20 protein-coding genes are annotated in these 21364 nt (G+C 42.0%); 16 read left to right on the forward strand and 4 right to left on the reverse strand.

What is annotated here, in order from left to right; translation table 11 throughout:
* Window positions 1-17 precede the first annotated feature (17 nt).
* From sufB to CRO16_RS03285, 14 genes are all read left to right on the forward strand, one after another.
* Entirely contained in the window at window positions 18-1463 is a 1446-nt protein-coding gene (gene sufB / locus CRO16_RS03220; RefSeq protein ID WP_097054892.1) for a Fe-S cluster assembly protein SufB, read from the forward strand.
* A gap of 5 nt (window positions 1464-1468) precedes the next feature.
* Entirely contained in the window at window positions 1469-1876 is a 408-nt protein-coding gene (locus tag CRO16_RS03225) for a hypothetical protein (RefSeq protein WP_143544402.1), read from the forward strand.
* Between the two features lie 22 nt (window positions 1877-1898).
* Complete coding sequence (gene sufC, locus CRO16_RS03230) at window positions 1899-2651, forward strand: Fe-S cluster assembly ATPase SufC (protein WP_097054894.1); 753 nt, start codon at window positions 1899-1901, stop codon at window positions 2649-2651.
* A 58-nt stretch (window positions 2652-2709) separates the two neighbouring features.
* Entirely contained in the window at window positions 2710-4023 is a 1314-nt protein-coding gene (gene sufD / locus CRO16_RS03235; protein ID WP_097054895.1) for a Fe-S cluster assembly protein SufD, read from the forward strand.
* 9 nt (window positions 4024-4032) lie between these two features.
* Window positions 4033-5271: an aminotransferase class V-fold PLP-dependent enzyme gene (locus CRO16_RS03240; RefSeq protein ID WP_097054896.1), complete on the forward strand. Its 1239-nt coding sequence runs from the start codon at window positions 4033-4035 to the stop codon at window positions 5269-5271.
* A 2-nt stretch (window positions 5272-5273) separates the two neighbouring features.
* On the forward strand, window positions 5274-5678 hold the full coding sequence (locus CRO16_RS03245; RefSeq protein WP_097054897.1) for an META domain-containing protein: 405 nt from the start codon (window positions 5274-5276) through the stop codon (window positions 5676-5678).
* Between the two features lie 49 nt (window positions 5679-5727).
* The gene (locus CRO16_RS03250) at window positions 5728-6105 is read left to right on the forward strand and encodes a SufE family protein (protein ID WP_097055761.1); all 378 of its coding nucleotides are present in this window, start codon (window positions 5728-5730) and stop codon (window positions 6103-6105) included.
* Window position 6106: 1 nt separating this feature from the next.
* Window positions 6107-6430 (forward strand): SUF system Fe-S cluster assembly protein, encoded by a 324-nt coding sequence (locus CRO16_RS03255; RefSeq protein ID WP_097054898.1) that lies wholly within the window; start codon window positions 6107-6109, stop codon window positions 6428-6430.
* Window positions 6431-6457: 27 nt separating this feature from the next.
* Window positions 6458-6961 (forward strand): DUF2480 family protein, encoded by a 504-nt coding sequence (locus tag CRO16_RS03260; RefSeq protein ID WP_097054899.1) that lies wholly within the window; start codon window positions 6458-6460, stop codon window positions 6959-6961.
* Window positions 6962-6964: 3 nt separating this feature from the next.
* Window positions 6965-7861 carry a DUF3078 domain-containing protein gene (locus CRO16_RS03265; protein WP_097054900.1) on the forward strand — a complete coding sequence of 299 codons (897 nt, stop codon included), beginning with the start codon at window positions 6965-6967 and terminating at the stop codon, window positions 7859-7861.
* Window positions 7862-7985: 124 nt separating this feature from the next.
* Window positions 7986-9212, forward strand: coding sequence for a GTPase HflX (hflX, locus tag CRO16_RS03270; RefSeq protein WP_097054901.1), 1227 nt, complete (start codon window positions 7986-7988; stop codon window positions 9210-9212).
* Window positions 9213-9250: 38 nt separating this feature from the next.
* Window positions 9251-9982 carry a hypothetical protein gene (locus tag CRO16_RS03275; RefSeq protein WP_097054902.1) on the forward strand — a complete coding sequence of 244 codons (732 nt, stop codon included), beginning with the start codon at window positions 9251-9253 and terminating at the stop codon, window positions 9980-9982.
* A gap of 155 nt (window positions 9983-10137) precedes the next feature.
* Window positions 10138-10665, forward strand: a complete 528-nt coding sequence (locus tag CRO16_RS03280) for a hypothetical protein (RefSeq protein ID WP_097054903.1) — start codon at window positions 10138-10140, stop codon at window positions 10663-10665.
* Between the two features lie 315 nt (window positions 10666-10980).
* Window positions 10981-11508, forward strand: a complete 528-nt coding sequence (locus CRO16_RS03285) for a hypothetical protein (RefSeq protein WP_143544404.1) — start codon at window positions 10981-10983, stop codon at window positions 11506-11508.
* A gap of 31 nt (window positions 11509-11539) precedes the next feature.
* On the opposite strand, the gene CRO16_RS03290 is transcribed toward CRO16_RS03285, so the two are convergent.
* On the reverse strand, window positions 11540-13093 hold the full coding sequence (locus CRO16_RS03290) for an NAD(P)/FAD-dependent oxidoreductase (RefSeq protein ID WP_097054905.1): 1554 nt from the start codon (window positions 13091-13093) through the stop codon (window positions 11540-11542).
* A gap of 204 nt (window positions 13094-13297) precedes the next feature.
* On the opposite strand from CRO16_RS03290, the gene CRO16_RS03295 reads away from it, so the two are divergent.
* A complete protein-coding gene (locus tag CRO16_RS03295) occupies window positions 13298-15475 on the forward strand; it encodes a S9 family peptidase (protein WP_179670476.1) in 2178 nt (725 codons plus the stop codon).
* 23 nt (window positions 15476-15498) lie between these two features.
* On the opposite strand, the gene CRO16_RS03300 is transcribed toward CRO16_RS03295, so the two are convergent.
* Both CRO16_RS03300 and CRO16_RS03305 read right to left on the reverse strand, forming a co-directional pair.
* Entirely contained in the window at window positions 15499-16896 is a 1398-nt protein-coding gene (locus CRO16_RS03300; RefSeq protein ID WP_097054907.1) for a DUF5689 domain-containing protein, read from the reverse strand.
* A 2-nt stretch (window positions 16897-16898) separates the two neighbouring features.
* Entirely contained in the window at window positions 16899-19703 is a 2805-nt protein-coding gene (locus CRO16_RS03305) for a carboxypeptidase-like regulatory domain-containing protein (protein WP_097054908.1), read from the reverse strand.
* Window positions 19704-19819: 116 nt separating this feature from the next.
* Here CRO16_RS03305 and CRO16_RS03310 point away from each other — a divergent pair, with 116 nt between their 5' ends.
* On the forward strand, window positions 19820-20860 hold the full coding sequence (locus tag CRO16_RS03310) for an endonuclease/exonuclease/phosphatase family protein (RefSeq protein WP_097055762.1): 1041 nt from the start codon (window positions 19820-19822) through the stop codon (window positions 20858-20860).
* On the opposite strand, the gene CRO16_RS03315 is transcribed toward CRO16_RS03310, so the two are convergent.
* Entirely contained in the window at window positions 20857-21294 is a 438-nt protein-coding gene (locus tag CRO16_RS03315) for a hypothetical protein (RefSeq protein ID WP_097054909.1), read from the reverse strand. The two genes, CRO16_RS03310 and CRO16_RS03315, sit on opposite strands and share 4 nt — an antisense overlap.
* Window positions 21295-21364: the final 70 nt, after the last annotated feature.

Consider the following 21364-nt stretch of genomic DNA (forward strand, 5'->3'; position numbering starts at 1 on the left):
ATTTTGAATTAAGAAAGATGGCATATACAGAAGATGATTTAAAGAAAGAGCTGGACAGCAAGGAGTATAAGTATGGGTTTTATACCGATATTCAATCCGATACTTTTCCAGTTGGGCTTAATGAAGATATTGTTAGGGCAATTTCAAAAAAGAAGAATGAACCGGAGTGGATGACAAATTGGCGTCTTGAAGCTTTTAGAGCCTGGCTTGAAATGAAAGAGCCGGATTGGGCGAATGTTCATTATGAAAAACCAAATTTTCAGAACATTTCCTACTATTCTGCCCCTTCAAAAAAGCCAAAATACGATAGCCTTGATGAAGTAGATCCCGAATTGCTGGATACTTTTAAAAGACTTGGGATCTCTCTTGACGAACAGAAAAAACTTGCGGGAGTGGCCGTTGATGTGGTGATGGATTCAGTTTCTGTGACCACCACTTTTAAAAAGACACTGGCAGAAAAAGGCATTATCTTTTGCTCTATCAGCGAAGCGATACAGGAACACCCCGAGCTGGTTAAAAAATATCTGGGAACAGTAGTACCCCAAAAAGATAATTTTTACGCTGCTTTAAATTCGGCAGTATTTAGTGATGGTTCCTTCTGTTACATTCCGAAGGGAGTTCGTTGTCCAATGGAGCTTTCGACCTATTTTAGAATAAATCAGGCAGGAACCGGGCAGTTTGAGAGAACGCTTGTAGTGGCCGATGAAAGCAGCTATGTAAGTTATCTTGAAGGTTGTACTGCGCCATCCCGTGATGAGAATCAGTTACATGCCGCGGTGGTAGAGCTGATAGCACTTGACGGAGCAGAGATCAAATACTCTACTGTTCAAAACTGGTATCCGGGAGATAAGGAAGGAAAAGGAGGAGTTTATAACTTCGTAACAAAACGTGGAATTTGCGAGAAAAACGCAAAAATAAGCTGGACACAGGTAGAAACAGGATCGGCAGTGACGTGGAAATATCCAAGTTGTATCCTGAAAGGGGATAACTCGGTAGGGGAATTCTATTCTATTGCTGTGACGAATGATTACCAGCAGGCGGACACCGGAACCAAAATGATCCACATTGGAAAAAACACCAAAAGTACTATCATCTCTAAAGGTATTTCTGCCGGAAGAAGTCAGAACAGCTATAGGGGTCTTGTACAGATCAATGCTAAAGCAGAGAACGCGAGGAATTTCTCTCAGTGTGACTCCCTGTTAATGGGCAATAAATGTGGAGCACATACTTTCCCTTATATAGAAGCTAAAAACAAAACAGCCAGGGTAGAACACGAGGCAACTACCAGTAAGATCGGGGAAGACCAGATCTTCTACTGTAACCAGCGAGGGATCGATACAGAAAAAGCGATCGCCTTGATCGTGAATGGTTTTAGCAAGGAAGTACTAAATAAATTACCAATGGAATTTGCAGTAGAAGCACAAAAACTGCTGGAGATTTCGCTTGAAGGATCGGTAGGATAATGAGAATGAAAAAACAGTTATTTGCTGTATTGACAGGTCTGCTTTTATTGAGCGCCTGTGATGATAATAATTCTTCTGAAGAGGTGACAGCAACCCCTGTTGCTGTAAAAGACAGCCTCACCACCATTGAAGGAGAATTCATTTACCTGGCAGATGCTGCAGTGCTTAAGGGCCGAAATTTTATCTACGGAGTTGAGCTGGATTCGGTAAGCCTGAGGTTGGCCGACAGTATTGCTCCTTTAAAGAGAGATGAATTTCACATGATCCCGGTCAAAATAAGAGGAAAAGTTCTTCGGAATCCCGGAGGCAAAGGCTGGGAAGAGGTGGTGAAAATAAGTGAAATTTTGGAAATCACTGCAGATCCGGCTACTGAAGCCGCTCCTCAAGTTAATAAAGACTTAGACAAACCCTGAGAATTCAGGAAATATTGAAACTATGCTTAAAATAAAGAATTTACACGCCAAAGTAGAAGGCCTTAAAATATTAAAAGGCATCAATCTGGAAATAAATGCCGGGGAAGTGCATGCTATTATGGGACCTAACGGTTCCGGAAAAAGTACGCTTTCTTCGGTAATTGCAGGAAAGGAAGAATATGAAGTGACCCGCGGAGAGATCATTTTTGAAGGGGAAGAACTTACAGAATTTGATGCAGAAGAAAGAGCTCACAAAGGGGTTTTCCTCTCATTCCAGTACCCGGTAGAAATTCCCGGGGTAACCGTTACCAACTTTATGAGAACGGTGATCAATGCAAATCGTAAGGCCAAAGGTCTTGAAGATATGCCCGCTAACGAAATGCTGAAGAAAATCCGTGAAAAATCTGAACTTTTGGAGATCGACCGTAAATTCCTTTCGCGTTCCCTTAACGAAGGATTTTCGGGAGGAGAAAAGAAGAGAAATGAGATCTTCCAGATGGCCATGCTGGAGCCAAAACTTTCCATTCTTGACGAGACAGATTCTGGTTTGGATATCGATGCCCTGCGTATTGTTGCCAATGGTGTAAATAAACTTAAGCGCCCCGATAATGCTACTTTAGTGATCACTCACTATCAGCGATTACTGGATTATATTATCCCAGACTTTGTACATGTGATGCTTGACGGTAAGATCGTGAAGTCCGGAGGAAAAGAACTGGCTTACGAGCTGGAAGAAAAAGGTTACGACTGGATCAAAGAAGAAGTAGGCGCATAATTCCTGTTTTGGAGATGCCTGTGAAATTCCCCTTTTTGGGGAGCAAGAAAAAAGAACAATGGAATTAAAAGATAAATTATTATCCTCTTTTCTGGCTTTTGAAGAGAACGTGGACATGAATTCAGACATCCACGAGATTAGAAGCCAGGCAATAAAGGACTTTGAGGAAATGGGTTTCCCTACCAAAAAGCAGGAAGCCTGGAAATACACTTCCTTAAATAAAGTGTTGAAGCACGATTATACAGTATTCCCTAAAAAGGAAGACACTATAGAATACCGGGATGTAGAGAAATATTTCATCGATGATATCGACACTTACAAGATCGTTTTTATCGACGGGATCTATTCCTCACACCTTTCTGCCACAACCCATGAAAAGATCGATGCCTGTTTGATGTCTTCAGCTTTGAACAGTTCGAAGTATAAGCCTATCATCGATAATTATTTCAATACCGTTGCTCCAAAAGAAAGCCTTACCTCATTAAATACAGCTTTTTCAAGGGAAGGTGCCTTTATCAATATCCCAAAGAACACGATGGCAGATAAGCCGATACAGGTGATCAATTTTTCTACGGGAAATGAATCGGCATTGATGGTACAGCCAAGGAATCTGGTAGTCGTGGGAGAGAATTCCCATGTACAGATCATTGAAAGACATCAAAGCCTTACAGATCACCCGGTGTTGACTAATTCGGTAACTGAAATCTATGCAGATAAAAGAGCCATTGTGGATTACTACAAGATCCAAAATGACAACCATTCTGCTTCGTTGATCGATAATACTTTTATTGAGCAGCACAGGGAAAGTTTTTGCTCAGTACATACATTTTCTTTCGGCGGAAATCTCACCAGGAATAACCTTAATTTCTATCAAAAAGGAGAACGTATAGATTCTACTTTAAAAGGTATTACTGTTATCGGCGGAAAGCAGCATGTAGATCACAATACTTTGGTTCACCATATTGAACCTAATTGCGAGAGCCACCAGGATTATAAAGGAGTTTTTGCTGAAGCTTCTACAGGGGTCTTTAACGGAAAGATCATTGTAAATAAGGAAGCACAAAAGACCAATGCATTCCAGTCGAATAACAACATTTTACTGGATGATAAGGCTACTATTAACTCCAAACCACAGCTGGAGATCTTTGCAGATGATGTGAAATGTAGCCACGGGTGTACAATAGGGCAGCTGGACGATGATGCACTTTTCTATCTACGCTCCCGCGGAATTCCTTTAAAGGAGGCCAGAGCTTTATTGATGTATGCCTTTGCCAATAACGTTTTGGAAAGTGTGAAAATTCCTGAATTAAAAGCGAGGATCACTAAAATTATTGCTCAGAAACTGGGCGTAAATGTAGGCTACAGCCTGTAAATTTATCTCATGAAAGTTGCCTCCACAGAAACCGGATTTGATGTAGAAACCGTCAGGAAAGATTTCCCGATCCTTTCCCGAAAGGTTAATGGCTATCCCCTGGTATACTTTGATAACGCAGCTACCTCGCAGACTCCGCAGCAAGTGATTGACACCATTGTAGATTACTACAGCCGGTACAATGCCAATATTCACAGAGGAGTTCATAGCCTTTCCCAGGAAGCCACAGATGCTTATGAACAGGCAAGGCTGAAGATCCGGAAACATTTCAATGCGGCAAAGTCGCATGAGATCATTTTTACAGCCGGCACCACTCATGCGATCAATCTTGTAGCCAGCGGATTTTCGGCATTAATAAAAGAAGGAGAAGAAGTAATAGTTTCGGCTTTAGAACATCATTCCAACATCGTGCCCTGGCAAATGCTTTGCGAAAAGACAGGAGCGGTTCTAAAGGTCATTCCTATGAATGACAACGGAACACTTAATATGAATGAATTTCAAAACCTGCTTTCAGAAAAAACCAAACTGGTTTTCGTAAATCATGTTTCCAACGCTTTAGGTACTGTGAATCCAGTAAAGGAGATCATTGAAAAAGCACACGGGGTAGGTGCAGCTGTTCTTTTAGATGGCGCACAGGCAGCACCGCATATTAAAGCCGATGTTCAGGAGTTGGATGTGGATTTTTATACGGTTTCTGCTCACAAGATGTGCGGCCCGACAGGGGTTGGAGTACTATACGGAAAGGAAGAATGGTTAAAAAAACTTCCGCCTTACCAGGGAGGAGGAGAAATGATCTCCACCGTTACCTTTGAAAAAACCACCTATGCAGATCTTCCGCATAAATTTGAGGCAGGCACACCAAATATTTGTGGCGGAATTGCCTTTGGAGCTGCTTTAGACTACATGAACGGGATAGGTTTTGAGAAGATCGCAGCTTACGAACATGAGCTTCTCGATTATGCTACTGTAAAACTTCTGGAAATTGAAGGCTTAAGAATTTATGGAACTTCTGAAGAGAAGACCGCGGTAATTTCTTTCAATATTGGTGATCTTCATCCGTATGACATCGGGACCATAATCGATAAATTGGGAGTTGCCGTTCGCACGGGGCACCACTGCGCTCAACCTGTTATGGATTACTATAAAATTCCCGGTACAGTAAGAGCTTCTTTCGCATTTTACAATACGAAGGAGGAGATAGATATTTTTATTGAAGCAGTCAAAAGAGCCAAAAACATGTTATCCTGATTATGAGATCCCTTTTGATGGTCATAGCGGTGTGCTTTCTAATTTCCTGTGCAAATACAGTAGATGCTTATTCATATGATCCCCTCCAGGGGGAATATAAAATTATAGGCCTGCTGGGAAAAAGAATAACCGGCAATGAAATGATCTTTAACTTTGATCCTGTAGGCAACCGTGTTTCAGGAATTACCGGCTGCAACAATTTTTCTGCAAATTACCACCAGGAAGGACTTCAGCTTGATTTTTCTGTTCCTATGAACACCAGAAAATACTGCGAAGGGAAAATGGAGGCCGAGAAGCAAATACTTTCTTCCCTGGAAAATGCCTCCCGGGTCCAGTACAATGGAAGTGAAGTTTTGATCCTTGCAGATGGAGAAGAACCTCTTATCACTTTAACTAAAATGAAATAGTGTGAGTAACATTAAAGAAATACAGAATGAGATCGTAGATGAGTTTGAAATGTTTGACGACTGGATGCAGCGATATGAACATATGATCGAACTTGGAAAATCACTACCCCTCATCGAGGACAAATATAAGATCGAAGACAACCTCATCAAAGGCTGCCAAAGCAAAGTTTGGGTGCACGCCGAACTTCAGGGTGATAGACTTATTTTTACAGCAGACAGTGATGCGATAATTACAAAGGGAATCATCGCGATCCTCATCCGTGCCTACTCCAATCAGCACCCAAAAGATATCATTGATGCCGATACAGCTTTCATTGATGAAATTGGATTAAAGGAACATTTATCCCCTACCCGTGCCAATGGCCTGGTAAGCATGATAAAACAGCTAAAAATGTATGCAGTGGCATATCAAACACAACTGAATTAAAATGGAACACGCACAGAATTCTGAACATTTGGGAGAAAAGATTGTAACGGTCCTAAAGACCATTTATGATCCCGAAATTCCCGTTGATATATATGAATTAGGATTGATATATGACGTAATGGTCAATGAAGATAACGAGATAAGGATCCTAATGACGCTTACTACTCCAAACTGTCCCGTAGCAGAGTCACTGCCAATGGAGGTAGAGGAAAAAGTGAAATCTATGGATGAGGTGAAGGATTGCGAAGTAGAGATCACTTTTGACCCGCCATGGACCCAGGACCTAATGAGCGAAGAAGCCAAACTGGAGCTGGGAATGCTCTAATCTTAAAAAGGTACATCCAAGAAATCTATGGCCGAAGAGATCATCAACCGCGTAGCGAACAGCAAACTTGTCACCTTTAATCTGGAGGATCATTATCCACAGGGAGAGCGTGCGCTATTTGATATCAAAGACTGGTTGCTCGAAGGATTTGTGCTAAGGGAAAAGGATTTTAGAGAATCTGCTAAAAAACATGACTGGTCTCAATATGAGGGTAAATATATGGCTCTTACCTGCTCCAGTGATGCAGTTATTCCGGGGTGGGCCTATATGCTATTGAGTACCTACCTCGCTCCTGTTGCTAAAAAAGTAGTCGTGGGAGATCTGGAGATGCTGGAGACAATCCTTTATACTGAAATCTTACAGAATCTTGATGTTTCTCAATATGAAGGTCTACCGGTGATCATTAAAGGTTGCTCCCGCAGGCCGGTTCCTCAGAATGCCTATCTTCAGCTTATCAATAAATTACAACCCGTAGCTAAAAGCATCATGTACGGAGAGGCATGTTCCTCTGTACCTTTATTCAAAAAATAATTCATGAAGAAACTATTACTCTCAGCATTTTTATTATTTGGATTTATAGTTAACGCCCAGGAAGAACCGGCACAAACTCCTCCACCTGACGGTTGGAATTCTGAAGGTAAATTTCAGCTCCTTTTCAATCAATCTGCTTTCAACAAAGAATGGACCGGGGGTGGAACTTCCAGTATGGCTGCAAATTTAATCCTGGATTATAATCTTAACTACCGTAAAGGGAATTTCACCTGGGACAACAAATTCCTGGCTAATTACGGCCTCACAAAACTTAAGGGGGATGAATTTACCCGAAAGACCAGTGACCGTTTGGAAATCAATTCTATTGCCGGGAAGCAGTTAGAAAATTCAAATTGGTATTACTCGTTCTTTGCAAATTTCAGGACGCAATTCAGCAAAGGATATGTGTATTCTAAAGATGCTGTAACCGGTCTTGAGGTGCGTGAGGAAACCAGTCATTTTATTTCCCCCGCATATCTTCAATTCGGGCCCGGGATGATGTGGAAAAAAAGTGAAGATTTCTGGTTCAATCTCGCACCGGCAACTGCACGGTTTATCTTTGTGGATCCCGATTTCACTTCAGTACCCGGTTATGTGGACGGCGACTATTATGGTGTAGATCTCAATGAGAGTACAAGATTTGAACTTGGAGCATCTGTAAGTGCTTTTTTGAAATACGAGGTGATGACCAATGTTACAATGGAGCACAATCTAAGCCTGTATTCCAATTATCTGGACAAGCCCGGAAATGTAGATATCGATTACCTGCTCAACCTTGATATGGCGGTGAATAAATATCTTTCAGCTAATTTTATATTCCAGGCCATTTACGATGATAATACTGTAGGAGCTTTCCAGATACGGGAAGTGTTTGGAGCAGGATTGACCTATACTTTCTAAAAGGGTTTTTTCAGAAGAAATTTTTCCGTAGCCTTAAATTTAGGGAATGTTTAAGAGGCAGTTTTTTGACCTGCCCCTGCATGTCCTGCTTATTTATGTAACTTTGTTAGTATAGCCCACTTATATGTTAGAAAAAAACGATATTGAATACGAAAAAGCTGTGTTGATTGGAATCGTCACCCGGGAACAGAGCGAAGAGAAATTAGAGGAATACCTTGACGAACTTGAATTTTTGACCTACACTGCCGGCGGAGAGGTCATGAAAAGATTTACCCAGAAAATGGACGCCCCCAATCCCAAAACTTTTATTGGAACGGGGAAAATGGAAGATGTACGTGCGTTTGTTGAAGAACATGAAATTGGTGCGGCAATCTTTGATGATGAACTTTCACCTGCCCAGCAAAAGAATATTGAACGGATCCTGCATTGTAAAGTCCTTGACCGAACAGGGCTTATTCTTGACATTTTTGCCCAGCGTGCCACCACCAGCTATGCCCGCACCCAGGTAGAACTTGCCCAGTATGAATATTTGCTGCCACGCCTTGCAGGGATGTGGACTCACCTTGAGCGGCAGCGTGGAGGAATTGGAATGAGGGGACCGGGTGAAACCGAAATTGAGACAGACCGTAGGATCGTGCGGGACAAGATCGCACTTCTAAAAAAGAAGCTGGAGACCATTGACAGGCAAATGGAAGTGCAGCGTGGGAATCGCGGTCAATTAGTGAGAGTTGCGCTGGTAGGTTATACTAACGTGGGTAAATCTACTCTGATGAACGTGATTAGCAAAAGCGAAGTTTTTGCTGAAAATAAACTTTTTGCCACCCTTGATACAACGGTGAGAAAAGTGGTGATAAGAAACCTTCCATTTCTGCTTACAGATACTGTTGGATTTATTCGAAAGTTACCTACTCAACTTGTGGAATCTTTTAAATCCACCCTTGATGAAGTAAGGGAGGCCGATCTTTTGCTGCATGTGGTTGATATTTCTCACCCCCAGTTTGAAGATCACATTGCTTCGGTAAACCAGATCCTTGCTGAAATCAAAAGTGCCGAAAAACCAACTCTTATGGTATTCAACAAGATCGATGCCTATAAAGCTGAAAAAATTGAGGAAGATGACCTGATGACCGAAAAAACCAGCTCTCACAATACCCTGGCCGAATGGAAAAACACCTGGATGAACCGTTTGGGAGAGGATGTGCTTTTTATTTCTGCCCTTAACAAGGAGAATATGGAGGAATTTAAGAAGAAGGTATATGAAGCCGTGAGGCAGATCCACATCACAAGGTTTCCTTACAATAACTTTTTGTACCCGGAGTATGACACCTATACAGATGAAGAAGAAGAATAATCAAATTTCCTATTTTTAAAAGATCTAAATTCCTGACTATGAAAAAGCTGCTCCTTTTACCTCTGTTGTTCTTCTTCGGAATCCTGTCTGCGCAGGAACTGGATGGCTCCTGGAAACTAATCAAAGTTAATGGAGAACCTGTGACAAATGAGGAAACTATCCGCATCTATGAAGACGGTTACTTCGCCTACGGAAAGAAAGAAACAGGAACAAACAAATTTTTGGAAGCCGGGGGTGGAGAATATATTCTGCAAAACGGATACGTTGAGATCTATGATTTTAATACTTCCGATACGTCCATGGTAGGAAAAGAGGTCCAATACGCCATTTCTGAAGGAGAAGATATGTTTACCATTAAAACGAAAGATGGAAAATCCCAGACATGGGAAAGGGTTTCTTCAAGTACCAATGAGCTTTCCGGCAACTGGGTGATCACTGGAAGAAAACGCAACGATGAAATGAACAGGATGACACCGGGCGATCGGAGAACTATAAAGATCCTTGGTGGCGATCGTTTCCAATGGGTCGCATTTAATTCAGAAACCAAAGAATTCTCCGGCACAGGAGGCGGCACTTATTCTGCTGAAAATGGAAAGTATACAGAAAATATTGAATTCTTCTCCCGGGATGACAGCCGTGTAGGAGCCAGTCTGGATTTTGGCTATGAAGTTAAGGACGGCGAGTGGCACCATAGCGGAAAAAGCTCTAAAGGAGATCCCATTTATGAGATCTGGTCTCCCTATGCTGAAGCTTATAAGAAAGAAAAATAAAATTTATTTTTTCATAATTATTAAATACCTCCCGGACGATCGGGAGGTATTTTTTTATTCCCCTGTTGCGGTTTTTATATAATTTACTTATATTGAACCAGTTACCCTACACAAACTATCCCCCTTCATTTATAAACCTTTTAAAATACCTTATCATGAAGGCAAATTACTATTTTGTGTTGGCGGTAATTATTCTCGCAGTTTCTTGTCAGAAAGAAGAAGAAGTTAAAGAGGAACTTGAGGTTGAAGATGCTATCGTTTATGAAGAATTCTTTAAAGGCGAATTAGCAGGGAAAAAATTTGAAATTGAAAATCCGGAATATAAGGAAGCAAATCGCAGTGTAGGATTTGAATCCGGAATTCCTGCACTTTCCGTATGGGGATACGAAGAAGGTTGGGGAGAAATGGGAATCTATTTTTGTTTTTATGAAGGGAAAGGCAGCTACACTACCGGAAATAAGAAAGACGTAGGCTATTCTTATTTTTGGGACGCTGAGGACAATTACTGGGAAGATCTCCCTCAAATGAATAATCCCAGTGAAATTGAAATCACTTATGCAGATGAAAATATTGTAGAAGGAACCTTTAATGTTGTCGCCTATAACATAGATGACACAACAGATGTTATAGAATTTAAAGGCTCTTTTGGAGTTCTTATCGAAAAAGAGGGGGATGAAAATTAGTTTTAGGAATTGTATAAACTACTAGAATTCCTAGTTATAATAGCAGTAACGGAAGTTTTCTTCATCCTTTTGACTGCTGTAAAAGTTTAAAAGAAGATTTTATTTATAAAATCGTGTATCCCTTTTCTGAAGCATATTATAAAGAAAATTAGAATTCTTTTTTCATCATTATCAGGCACATCGCGGGTGACTTTTATATCCGGGAGGCTATTTTTCGTTTACCCATTGCTGCTTTGAGATAGTTTGCTTATATTGAACCAGTTACCCTACACAAACTATCCCCCTTCATTTATAAACCTTTTAAAATACCTTATCATGAAGGCAAATTTCTATTTTGTGTTGGCGGTAATTATTCTCGCCGTTTCTTGTCAAAAAGAAGAAGAAGTTAAAGAGGAACTTGAAGTTGAAGATGCTGTTGTTTATGAAGAATTTTTCATAGCTGATGTACAAGGCAAAGATTTTGAAGTTCTGGACCCTGAAGCAATGAGTGCCGGCAGAAGTGTGGGACGTGAGTCAGGAATTCCCGCTCTCGGTGTCTATGGATATGAGAAAGATTATGGATATATATTCATTTACTTTTGCTTTTATGAAGGGGAAGGAACATATACCACAGCCAATAAAAAGGATGTTGGCTATTCATATCTTTGGAAAGACAATGGTGAATTTTGGGAAGACATATCAAAAATGGACACTCCCAGTGAAATAATTATCACCTATGCCGATGAAAATGTAGTGGAAGGAACTTTCGAAATCATAGCTTATAATAATGATGACCTTTCCCAAAAAATAGAAATTACCGGCTCTTTTGGGTTACTCCTTGAGGAAGAGGATACGGAAAAATAAAATTTTTGGCAAATAAGTACATCCAACTAAATCATCCCATCGCCAAAACGGCTTTTTCAGCACATTTCTCACCGTCTATAGCTGCGGAAACTATTCCGCCGGCATAACCTGCACCTTCGCCACATGGATAAAGGCCTTTGATCTGTACGTGTTCAAGCGTAGCAGGATTCCTCGGAATTCTCACAGGAGATGAAGTTCTGGATTCGGTGGCATGCACTACAGCTTCATTGGTAAAATAGCCTTTCATGCTTTTACCAAATTCCCTGAAACCATTCTGTAGACTTTTATACACAAAGCCGGGCAACACTTCTGCCAACTCAACTGAAGCAATTCCGGGTTTATAGGAAGTTACCGGCAAAGTTGCGGAAACTTTCCCATTGCTGAAGTCTACCAGCCGCTGGGCCGGAGCTGTTTGGGTTTTTCCCCCTGCTCGCCAGGCTTTTTGTTCCACCTCCTGTTGAAACCGCAAGGCTGCCAACGGCGAGTCTCCAAAAATGGCAAAATCTGATGGTCTTATTTCCACCACAATTCCCGAATTCGCGGTAGCCTGGTCCCTCTTACTCGGAGACCAGCCGTTTGTTACAATCTCACCGGGCGAAGTAGCACAGGGCGCTATAATTCCGCCGGGGCACATACAAAAAGAATAGACCCCCCTGCCCTGGACCTGTTTTACAATACTGTAAGAAGAAGGAGGTAAAAATTCGCCGCGGTTTGGCGTGCAATATTGAATTTCGTCAATTAATTCCTGTGGATGCTCCACCCTTACCCCCAGCGCAAAAGCTTTGGCTTCTATATGGATGTTTTTAGAATACAGCAATTCAAAAATGTCCCGGGCCGAATGACCGGTGGCTAAAACGACTTTTTTGGCTCCTATTTTTCTACCGTCCAGTAGTGTCACCCCCCGAATTTCTTCATCTTTAACTGTAAAATCTGTTACCCGCGAATTGAACAAAACCTCCCCTCCATGCTCAATAATAGTTCTGGTCATTTCCTGAATAATGGCCGGTAATTTATTGGTCCCAATATGAGGATGTGCCTCCACCATAATCTGTTTTGTGGCACCAAAAGCAACAAACAATTCCAGGATACGCTGTACATCACCCCGTTTTTTGCTTCGGGTGTAGAGTTTCCCATCAGAATATGTTCCGGCACCGCCTTCTCCGAAACAATAATTTGAATCCTCATTGACAACGTGCTCAATGTTCAGCTTTTTGAGATCCCTGCGGCGGGCGCGAACATCCTTTCCTCTTTCTAGCACTATGGGTTTCTTCCCCAGCTCAATGCACCGCAGTGCAGCGAAAAGTCCGGCGGGACCGGCACCCACAATGATAATTTCTTCGGCATTGGAGACATTTTGATATTCCGGAGGAGTTATCTTTTCTTCTTTAAAATCTTCTTTCAGGAACACCTGTACCTTCAGGTTAACCTTGATATTCCGCTGCCGGGCATCAATGCTTCTTTTAAGGATCTCCACATGATTGATATCCTTAAATGGCAGGTCATATTGGCGGGACAGAAACTGCTTTAAAGCTTCAGCATTTGCGGCAGTTTCAGGTGGCACCTGGAAAGAAAATTCTTTTTGCATATTCTTCAGAATTACGGCAAAGATAATATTTTGAAAGCGTAAAATTCCGCAGTAAAGCTTACCCTTAATAGTACTATTAGAAGACGGGAAAGATTCAGTTTAAAACCCTTACAAACTGCAGGTCACAACCTAAACGTGTAGGAAATTGGAAAAAAATTTGCAAATTAGCAGTAGTAACCTCTCCTTATTCCAAATTCATTAAATATGAAAAGAATTCATTTATTATTTCTGAGTCTTTTTTTTGCCTTTCAGAGCATTAATGCCCAGGATGTTGTTCAAAGTGAAGTTTCGGCTTCCAATTATCCCCAACCTCCTGATGTCCTTCAAAAAGATTCGGTACTGGTTGCCCATGGCCACACCAGGAAAGATCCTTACTTCTGGATGCGACTAACGGATGAGCAAAAGCTGGAGACACCACCGGACGAACAAACCCAAAGAGTGCTGGATTATCTTAATGCTGAAAATGAATATACTCAAACAGTAATGGCAGACACAGAAGACCTGCAGGAAAAACTCTATAAGGAGATCGTTGGCCGCATCAAACAAACAGATGAATCTGTTCCCTATTTTAAAAATGGCTACTGGTACTACACCCGCTATGAGGAGGGCAAGGAATATCCCATATATGCCAGAAAAAAAGGGACCATGGATGCAAAGGAGGAGATCCTTATCAACGCCAATGAAAGAGCTGCAGGTCACGACTACTACAATGTTACGGGTCTGGAAGTAAGTCCCGATAACAAAATCCTCGCTTTTGGAGAGGATACTTTAAGCCGAAGAGTCTATCACATCCAGTTCCTTAACCTCGAAACAGGAGAACTTTTGGATGATAAGCTGGAGAATACTACCGGCGGCGGTGCATGGGCAAATGACAATAAAACATTTTTCTACACCACAAAGAACAAAGTTTCCCTTCTTTCAGAAAAGATCTACCGCCATACTCTTGGAGAAGATCATGCAGAAGATGAGCTGGTTTACCACGAAAAAGACCCATCGTTTTATATAGGCGTGGGAAAAAGTAAGTCTGATGAATACATCATGATTTTTACCGGGAGTACCCTTACCAGCGATTATCACATCTTAAAAGCCGATGATCCTAATGGTGATTTTAAACAATTTACTCCCCGGGAAGAAGGACTTGAATATAGCATCGATCATTACGAGGATAAATTTTATGTGGTCACTAACCTGGATGCCAAGAACTTCAGGTTAATGGAAACCCCGGAAGGCGCTACAGCAAAACAGAACTGGAAAGAGGTGATTCCCCATCGGGAAAATGTCTTGCTGCAGGGCATTGAAGTATTTGACAACTACCTGGTTGTGAATGAGCGAGGAAACGCACTCACCCATTTGCGCATCATTGACCAAAAAACGGGAGAGGAGCATTATCTTGAATTCGAAGAACCGGCATATGTAGCTTTCTTGTCTGTAAATCCGGAATTCAATACCAACAAACTTCGTTATATGTATTCTTCCTTTACCACGCCTATTTCCACCATAGAATACAATATGGAAACAGGTGAAAAAGATATATTAAAGGTGCAGGAAGTAGTTGGAGGCCATGATCCTTCAGATTACGTGACTGAACGCTTTTTCGCAGAAGCCAGGGATGGTGTAAAGGTTCCCGTGACGGTAGTTTATAAAAAGACGACAGAGAAAAGTGCAGATACACCATTGCTGTTATATGCTTACGGTTCTTATGGTTCTTCTACAGACCCCTATTTCAATTCGGCCAGGCTTAGTCTGCTTGACCGCGGATTTATCTTTGCCACGGCTCATGTGCGGGGTGGACAGGAAATGGGAAGAGAATGGTATGAAGAAGGGAAAATGTTCAAAAAGAAAAACACCTTTAATGACTTTATAGATGTTGCAGACCATCTTATAAAAAACAATTACACTTCTGCAGATCATCTTTATGCACAGGGAGGCAGCGCCGGAGGCTTACTCATGGGTGCAGTTGCCAACATGGCTCCTGAAAAATTTAACGGAATTATTGCCGGTGTACCTTTCGTAGATGTGATTTCAACCATGATGGACGAAACAATTCCGCTTACCACCAATGAATTTGATGAATGGGGCAATCCAAAGAACAAGGCCAGCTATGATTATATGCTGTCTTATTCCCCTTACGATAACGTCACCGAAAAGGAATATCCTCATATGCTGGTGACTACCGGCCTTTTCGATTCTCAGGTCCAGTATTGGGAACCGGCAAAATGGGTAGCAAAATTGAGAGACAAAAAAACGGGTGACAGCCTATTGCTTCTTGACACCAACATGGAAGCCGGCCATGGCGGAGCTTCCGGAAGGTTCGAAAGATTTAAAGAAGTAGCCCTTGAATATGCTTTCCTTCTAAAGCTGGAAGGCATGGTTGAAAACTAATTTTAGAGTGGTTTCTGCGGAAATTATTCTGCAGAAACCACTACATCATCCAGTTCATAAACCCCGTTGTAGTACGCCATATCACTTCCGGTGTACCTGAAGGCGATATATCCTTTGCCTTCAACGCAGGAAAGATCTATAAGGCCTGAAGAGATCCAGTCTCCAAAAAAGTCATTATTCTGCGCTATGTAGGCTGCGGAAAGGATTTGCCATTTTGCCTTTAGCAGGTTTTCTTCAGCACCATCCCAATCTGTGGAGATGAGAACTTCCATAAAACTTCCGTTAGCGAAACTGGTGGAGGACTTGAAGTTTAAAACTTCACCTGAATTTGTGTCGAAATTGAGTTTTGGCGTGATCAACCAGCTAATGCTTCTAACATCTCCAGATCCTCCCGGTCTCATTCTTACAGATTTCCCTAAGGAGGCATTTGCTCCTGTTGCCGAAAAGGCTTCCCAGGGTTTGGAACCTTCCTGCACTATATTTTTCCACCCGTTGCCGTCTACAGGTTTGTTGTTCTTTTGAGAAGAAAAATCGTCTTCAAAAAGAATTTTACTTCCGGTATCAACAGCCTTTCCGCAATTTACTTCTTCAGGATCACAGCGGTTACTATTGTCGAATTGCACGTCTTTGGGCGAATTGAGATAAATGGTATAAAAATCATCATAGTAATCCCGGGTGAGAATTCCCTGCAAACTGCCAGAGCCCTGTGGCAGTTTCAACATATTAAAATCTGCATAGGTGCTGGTGCTAAGAATGAATGGAAAATCTCCTGTACAACTCTCCACCAGCCTTTCCCCATCGAATTCATCATTGTCCTGGGAAGCATAGGTAAAAGGATTTGCGGGGTTAGTCAGCATTTTATTGAACTGTACATTCTTTATCCTTACATAAAGGTTCTCCAATTGGTCAGAAAAGTCGGCCGCCTGAATCAGCTTCGGCGTGATGTGAGCAACTTCGGAAGTTCTTGTAATGTGGTAAGATATTCTTGACTGCGGAATATTCTCGATATTTTTGCCATTAACCACTCCCAGTGCCGGAACTCCATGTGAAATCCCAAGGCTAAGTCCTTTCAGGTTGATATGCACTTTTCTTCCGAAGTTATAGAACTGGTAATAAGAGGTCATATTCAGTTTGATGGTGATTCCCGCCAGGGGCTCCTCTTTTTTATCCTGTACCACCAGCTCCTTATAAAAGTTTCCTGCCTCGTCGCTGGAAACAACATAAGCTTCCAGAATTAAGTCTTTTTCGAAGGTGATGGTCTCATCAGGGTTTTGATAGTAAAGCCCAAGAACAGCATTGAGATCTGTGTTAATCAAAGAGGAAAGATCATTTCCGGGATCTGATTGAGGGACCGCAAATTCTTCTTCGGGAGAACAGGCTGCAAGAAACAGCAGGCTCAAAAATGGTAAAATCTTCTTCATCTTCAGAATCTATAATAAATGTGAGCATAGTATGTAGTGCCGGGGCCAAACCAGTACTTGGGAGCAAAAAGAGTTTTCTCCCGTTCAAAATCTGTTTTTAACAGGGTGTAATTCACATTACGCGACTGTTCATAACCTCCGGTCTTATATTCGGAATTGAGGACATTGTTGAGGCTGGCAAAAACACCCACAAACCTGTTTTTAAGTCTCCAGGATTTTCCGCCAACCATGTTCACCAGCATATAGCTATCAAACTCTTCCTGCTGAAGCAGTTTTGCAGCAGTTGCTTCATCATACGCAAGCAGCGGAAATCCGTCCCTGTCTGTATAAAAATTCCTGGTGCGGGTGAGGGGAGCTATGTCTACAAAAGCTTTGGAAAAGAAATTAGCCGTTGCCGAAATCCACCAGTAAGCCGGATCCCTATATTCAAATCCAATCTGTGCCGCCTGCTGCGGACCACCCGGAAGTCTGTAGTCAATAATATTTGCAAGTCCCATCTCCCGCACTTCAGTAAAATCATCTGAAGTTAAATAAAGCCTGGGATTGGAACTGTAAATATATTCCCCCAAAGAGCCTGCTGATTTAAAGTTCAAAGTAGAAGTTATTGGCACCTCCAGGCCAAATTCCACTCCCATATGCCTCTTATCGATGCCGGTGAGCACTTCCTGAACAAAAGCAGTAGTTGCTTCCCTACCTGCGCCTGAAAGCCCGTCAGCATAGTAAAAGGAGATCTCGGTAACGTCTTCAAAAATGCCATAAAAACCGGTAATTCTTCCCCTTGCAAACGGCGTACGGATAACATAACCTGCATCTACTGTAAGAACCTGCTCATTGTTTAAATTCCTTACCACATCATTGTTCTGACGGGTATTCGAAAAAGAATTCCGCAGGCTGGGCGGCTTTGTAAGATGAGCCGCATTAAAGTTAAGTAAATGTCTCCCATTGATCTTATAGGTGAATCCTGATTTTATGCCGTAGTTCCCGAAAGTCAATTCCTTGCTTTCCCCCAAAGAATTTTCAGGAAAGTTTCCGTTTTGAAATAGTCCGTTTCTTTGATAAGAAGTTCCGGAAGCCTCGCCAGCAATATAACCATCCAATCGTTTGCTGCTGAATTCTGCCTGCAGGAATCCGCCGCCATTCGTAGCGAAAAGTTCATAATGGTATTTAAAAATGTCATTTTCGGCAACTAATCTGTTGGGCTGCCGCAGGTCATTCTGAGCGGAAGAACCGGTAGAAAAAGCATCTACATCCAGGAAATAAGGCGCACCAAAAAGGTCTAAAACCGAAGCGAAATTTTCACTTTTTAAATGTCTTAGGTGAACCGCACCATTGAGAGAGACCCGGCTGTTCCAATGGTACCTGAAAATTGTATTTCCTGAAATTTGTTGATCATCTGTCCGGTCTTCATAAAGAGCATAGATTGCATTCCCACCCGCGGCTTCAGATGTTTGGTTGGCAAGATAAAGATTCTCCCAGTCCAACTGCCCGTCCCGGATAAAATCCTGTTCTGCCAGATAGGCCGACTGATAATCGGGATTATCCTCAAACCTTAAAAAATAAGAAGGAAGTTTTTGGTAGTAAGCAGGATCCGGATTGCTACCCCCGCCAATAAATATTGTTTCCCCGTTGTTGTCTGTAAAAATTCTGCTTCCGCCATAATCGATCCTACTGTTCCCTGTCTTTCCAAATTGATAAGCCAGATTTGTATTAAGCTTTAATTTTTCGCTAATACGCCAGTAATGATTCAGCATTAAAACCGGCTCCTCCACTTCCCTCACTCTGGAATTTCTTATCTCCCCCTCCTGAAATCCCCAATAGGAATTGTAACTGTTACCACGCAATTCGTAGATCTCTTGTGTATTGGGAGAATTCTTGCCACGACGATTGGGAGCGTAAAATCCGGTGAAGTTGAGGCTATGGCTATCGCTGAATTTCCTTTCTACGGAAGCAAAAAAGGAATTTGCGTCATATAATGTTCCTTCGATAAAGCTTTCTTCGGCAAATCTTCTTGCAACCGAAACAGAATAAGCCCAGCCGGAAGGGAGGAGCCCGCTATGATAGCTGCCCATAGCCTTGCCTGTATAAGATCGGTTAGCAACGGCATAGGAAAATTTTCCGCCGTGAGGGTACTGTGAAGCTCTCATGATGATATTTGTTGTGCCGGCGGGGCCACCAAAGGAAACTTCTGAAGGAGTAGTGCCCATTGTAAAGACCTGGTTTCTCTGAACATCGTTAAGTCCGCCCCAATTGCTCCACAAGGGTCTGCCATTAAAGAATTTATTCATTTCAACCCCGTTGATGAGCACTTTGCTCCACTCACTGTCATAACCACGTGGCCGGAAAAAGGTGGAACTAAAATCGAAAGCGGCCGCATTAAGAAACACATCCTTTGACGCCTGCAGCAATCCGGCAACATTTGCAAAACTTCCGTCTTCCTCGTCCAGCTCATGATCTTCAAGGCTGATGATATTATTTTGCTGTTGCATTTCAGGCAGGTCTGGCTTTAGAAAGATCAAGCCGAGATCTATAGCTTCAGAAGCAAACCTTACAGGAAAATGTTTTTCAAAATAGGCATTTTTGGAAAGGGTAATTACGGCCTCGCCCTGAGGAAGTGCTTCAGAAATATGAAAAACACCTTCAGCGTCTGACAATCCCCGGGTGGTGGTTCCTGAAATAAGCACAACGACCCCCGGAACCGGTTTTCCTGAAAGCTCATCGACGACCTTTCCTGATACCGACTGCCCGAAAGCAGTGGCTGAGAAAAATAAAAAAACAGGAAATTTCCTCCCGAAAGAAATTATGCTCATAACAGTCTAGCGGGGAGGCATTTAAGCCGGCAATAATATAAAAATTATTCTATATTTAGGATGTGCAGCAGCATATTTAACTAAATAATATTCAGGTGATTATAAAAAGATATTTTTTGCTCCTTTCAGCCTTAATTCTCTGGAACTCTCCTTCGGTTTCATGTCAGGAAAAGCGGGAATATGAGGTGGTGAGCATTGCATTCTACAATCTGGAGAACCTTTTTGATACCTATGATGATCCTAATATTTTCGATGATGATCGCACTCCTGCCGGAAAGGATAAATGGACAGAAGAGCTGTATAGAAAAAAGCTGGAAAATATGGCTTTAGCAATCCACGAGATTGGCAGGGAACAAACCAATGCTCCTCCCGCTTTACTGGGAGTTTCTGAAGTCGAAAACAGGAAGGTTCTTGAAGACCTGATAGAAACACCACTTTTAGCACCCTACAATTATGGAATCATTCACTTCGATTCGCCCGATGAAAGAGGTATAGATGTCGGCTTACTCTATCAAAAGGCATTTTTCATCCCCTTACATTGGTCCAGTCACGAACTTGTACTGTATGAGCCGAAAACTCCTTCTAAAAGAGATTTTACAAGGGATCAGTTAATAGTCACCGGACTACTAAAAGGAGAAGAAATACATGTAATGGTAAACCATTGGCCTTCGCGAAGCGGGGGAGAAAAATTAAGCAGCCATAAGCGAGAAAATGCAGCCAGGTTGACCCGGAGGATTTCAGATTCACTTTTTAGGATCAATCCTTATTCCAGGATCATTGTTATGGGTGATTTTAATGACGATCCCATTAGTAAAAGTTTGTCCAAAGTTCTGGGGGCAAAATCCAAAAGGGATGATCTGGGATTGGACGAATTTTACAATCCTTATCATTCAATCTTCAGGAGCGGAGCAGGAAGTTCGGCATATCGGGATACATGGAACCTCTTTGACCAGATCCTCGTCTCAAAAACCCTCACACAAAAAAACCCTGAAAAATTCTCATTTTTCAGGGCCTATATTTTTGACGAGCCTTTTTTGATCACCCGGGAAGGGCAGTATAAAGGATATCCATTCCGCAGTTTTGGCAGCACCGGCTTTACCGGTGGCTACAGCGACCATTTTCCGGTATTTATTCTTCTAATCAAAGAAAAATTTTAAAACCAGGCACTCCAGGGGATTCTTGATAAAACGAAGATCAATGCCAGGCTGTAAAAAATCGAAAGGGTTTTAAATTTAGGGTGTGAGGTAAGCTTTTTCTTGTGTTTGGAATAACCTACAGTGATAAGGATCACCGAAATGATCATGATTAACGGGTGTTCAACAAGATAAAGACGTAGAGTAGAATCTTTCATAACGCCACCCATGCCTACTTCTCCCAGGGCCTGAAAATAAGGAGAAACAAAATACAAGACAATTCCTATGAGGAGCTGGATATGGCTTGTTATAAGAGTAAAAAGCGCTAATCTAAACTCTGTTGCCCCGTAATCCTTTTTACTGAAAAGTCCGACAAGAGAGAGGACAACGGTTATAAGTAACACCAGGAGGACCAGATATGCCCACCAGGAATGAATGAATTGAACTGTTTCGTACATGGTTATTGGTTTTAGGGTAAAGATATGTTTTTTGCATAAAAAAACCGCCCCGGTTCTCTGGGGCGGTTTC

Origin of the sequence: Salinimicrobium sediminis, from assembly GCF_900215295.1 — a bacterium.
Lineage (GTDB): Bacteria > Bacteroidota > Bacteroidia > Flavobacteriales > Flavobacteriaceae > Salinimicrobium > Salinimicrobium sediminis.

Bases quoted from the DNA above. Each gene is read 5' to 3' on its own strand.
- sufB (WP_097054892.1), top strand. From the start codon at position 18: ATGGCATATACAGAAGATGATTTAAAGAAAGAGCTGGACAGCAAGGAG.
- CRO16_RS03225 (WP_143544402.1), top strand. From the start codon at position 1,469: ATGAAAAAACAGTTATTTGCTGTATTGACAGGTCTGCTTTTATTGAGC.
- sufC (WP_097054894.1), top strand. From the start codon at position 1,899: ATGCTTAAAATAAAGAATTTACACGCCAAAGTAGAAGGCCTTAAAATA.
- sufD (WP_097054895.1), top strand. From the start codon at position 2,710: ATGGAATTAAAAGATAAATTATTATCCTCTTTTCTGGCTTTTGAAGAG.
- CRO16_RS03240 (WP_097054896.1), top strand. From the start codon at position 4,033: ATGAAAGTTGCCTCCACAGAAACCGGATTTGATGTAGAAACCGTCAGG.
- CRO16_RS03245 (WP_097054897.1), top strand. From the start codon at position 5,274: ATGAGATCCCTTTTGATGGTCATAGCGGTGTGCTTTCTAATTTCCTGT.
- CRO16_RS03250 (WP_097055761.1), top strand. From the start codon at position 5,728: ATGTTTGACGACTGGATGCAGCGATATGAACATATGATCGAACTTGGA.
- CRO16_RS03255 (WP_097054898.1), top strand. From the start codon at position 6,107: ATGGAACACGCACAGAATTCTGAACATTTGGGAGAAAAGATTGTAACG.
- CRO16_RS03260 (WP_097054899.1), top strand. From the start codon at position 6,458: ATGGCCGAAGAGATCATCAACCGCGTAGCGAACAGCAAACTTGTCACC.
- CRO16_RS03265 (WP_097054900.1), top strand. From the start codon at position 6,965: ATGAAGAAACTATTACTCTCAGCATTTTTATTATTTGGATTTATAGTT.
- hflX (WP_097054901.1), top strand. From the start codon at position 7,986: ATGTTAGAAAAAAACGATATTGAATACGAAAAAGCTGTGTTGATTGGA.
- CRO16_RS03275 (WP_097054902.1), top strand. From the start codon at position 9,251: ATGAAAAAGCTGCTCCTTTTACCTCTGTTGTTCTTCTTCGGAATCCTG.
- CRO16_RS03280 (WP_097054903.1), top strand. From the start codon at position 10,138: ATGAAGGCAAATTACTATTTTGTGTTGGCGGTAATTATTCTCGCAGTT.
- CRO16_RS03285 (WP_143544404.1), top strand. From the start codon at position 10,981: ATGAAGGCAAATTTCTATTTTGTGTTGGCGGTAATTATTCTCGCCGTT.
- CRO16_RS03290 (WP_097054905.1), bottom strand. From the start codon at position 13,093: ATGCAAAAAGAATTTTCTTTCCAGGTGCCACCTGAAACTGCCGCAAAT.
- CRO16_RS03295 (WP_179670476.1), top strand. From the start codon at position 13,298: ATGAAAAGAATTCATTTATTATTTCTGAGTCTTTTTTTTGCCTTTCAG.
- CRO16_RS03300 (WP_097054907.1), bottom strand. From the start codon at position 16,896: ATGAAGAAGATTTTACCATTTTTGAGCCTGCTGTTTCTTGCAGCCTGT.
- CRO16_RS03305 (WP_097054908.1), bottom strand. From the start codon at position 19,703: ATGAGCATAATTTCTTTCGGGAGGAAATTTCCTGTTTTTTTATTTTTC.
- CRO16_RS03315 (WP_097054909.1), bottom strand. From the start codon at position 21,294: ATGTACGAAACAGTTCAATTCATTCATTCCTGGTGGGCATATCTGGTC.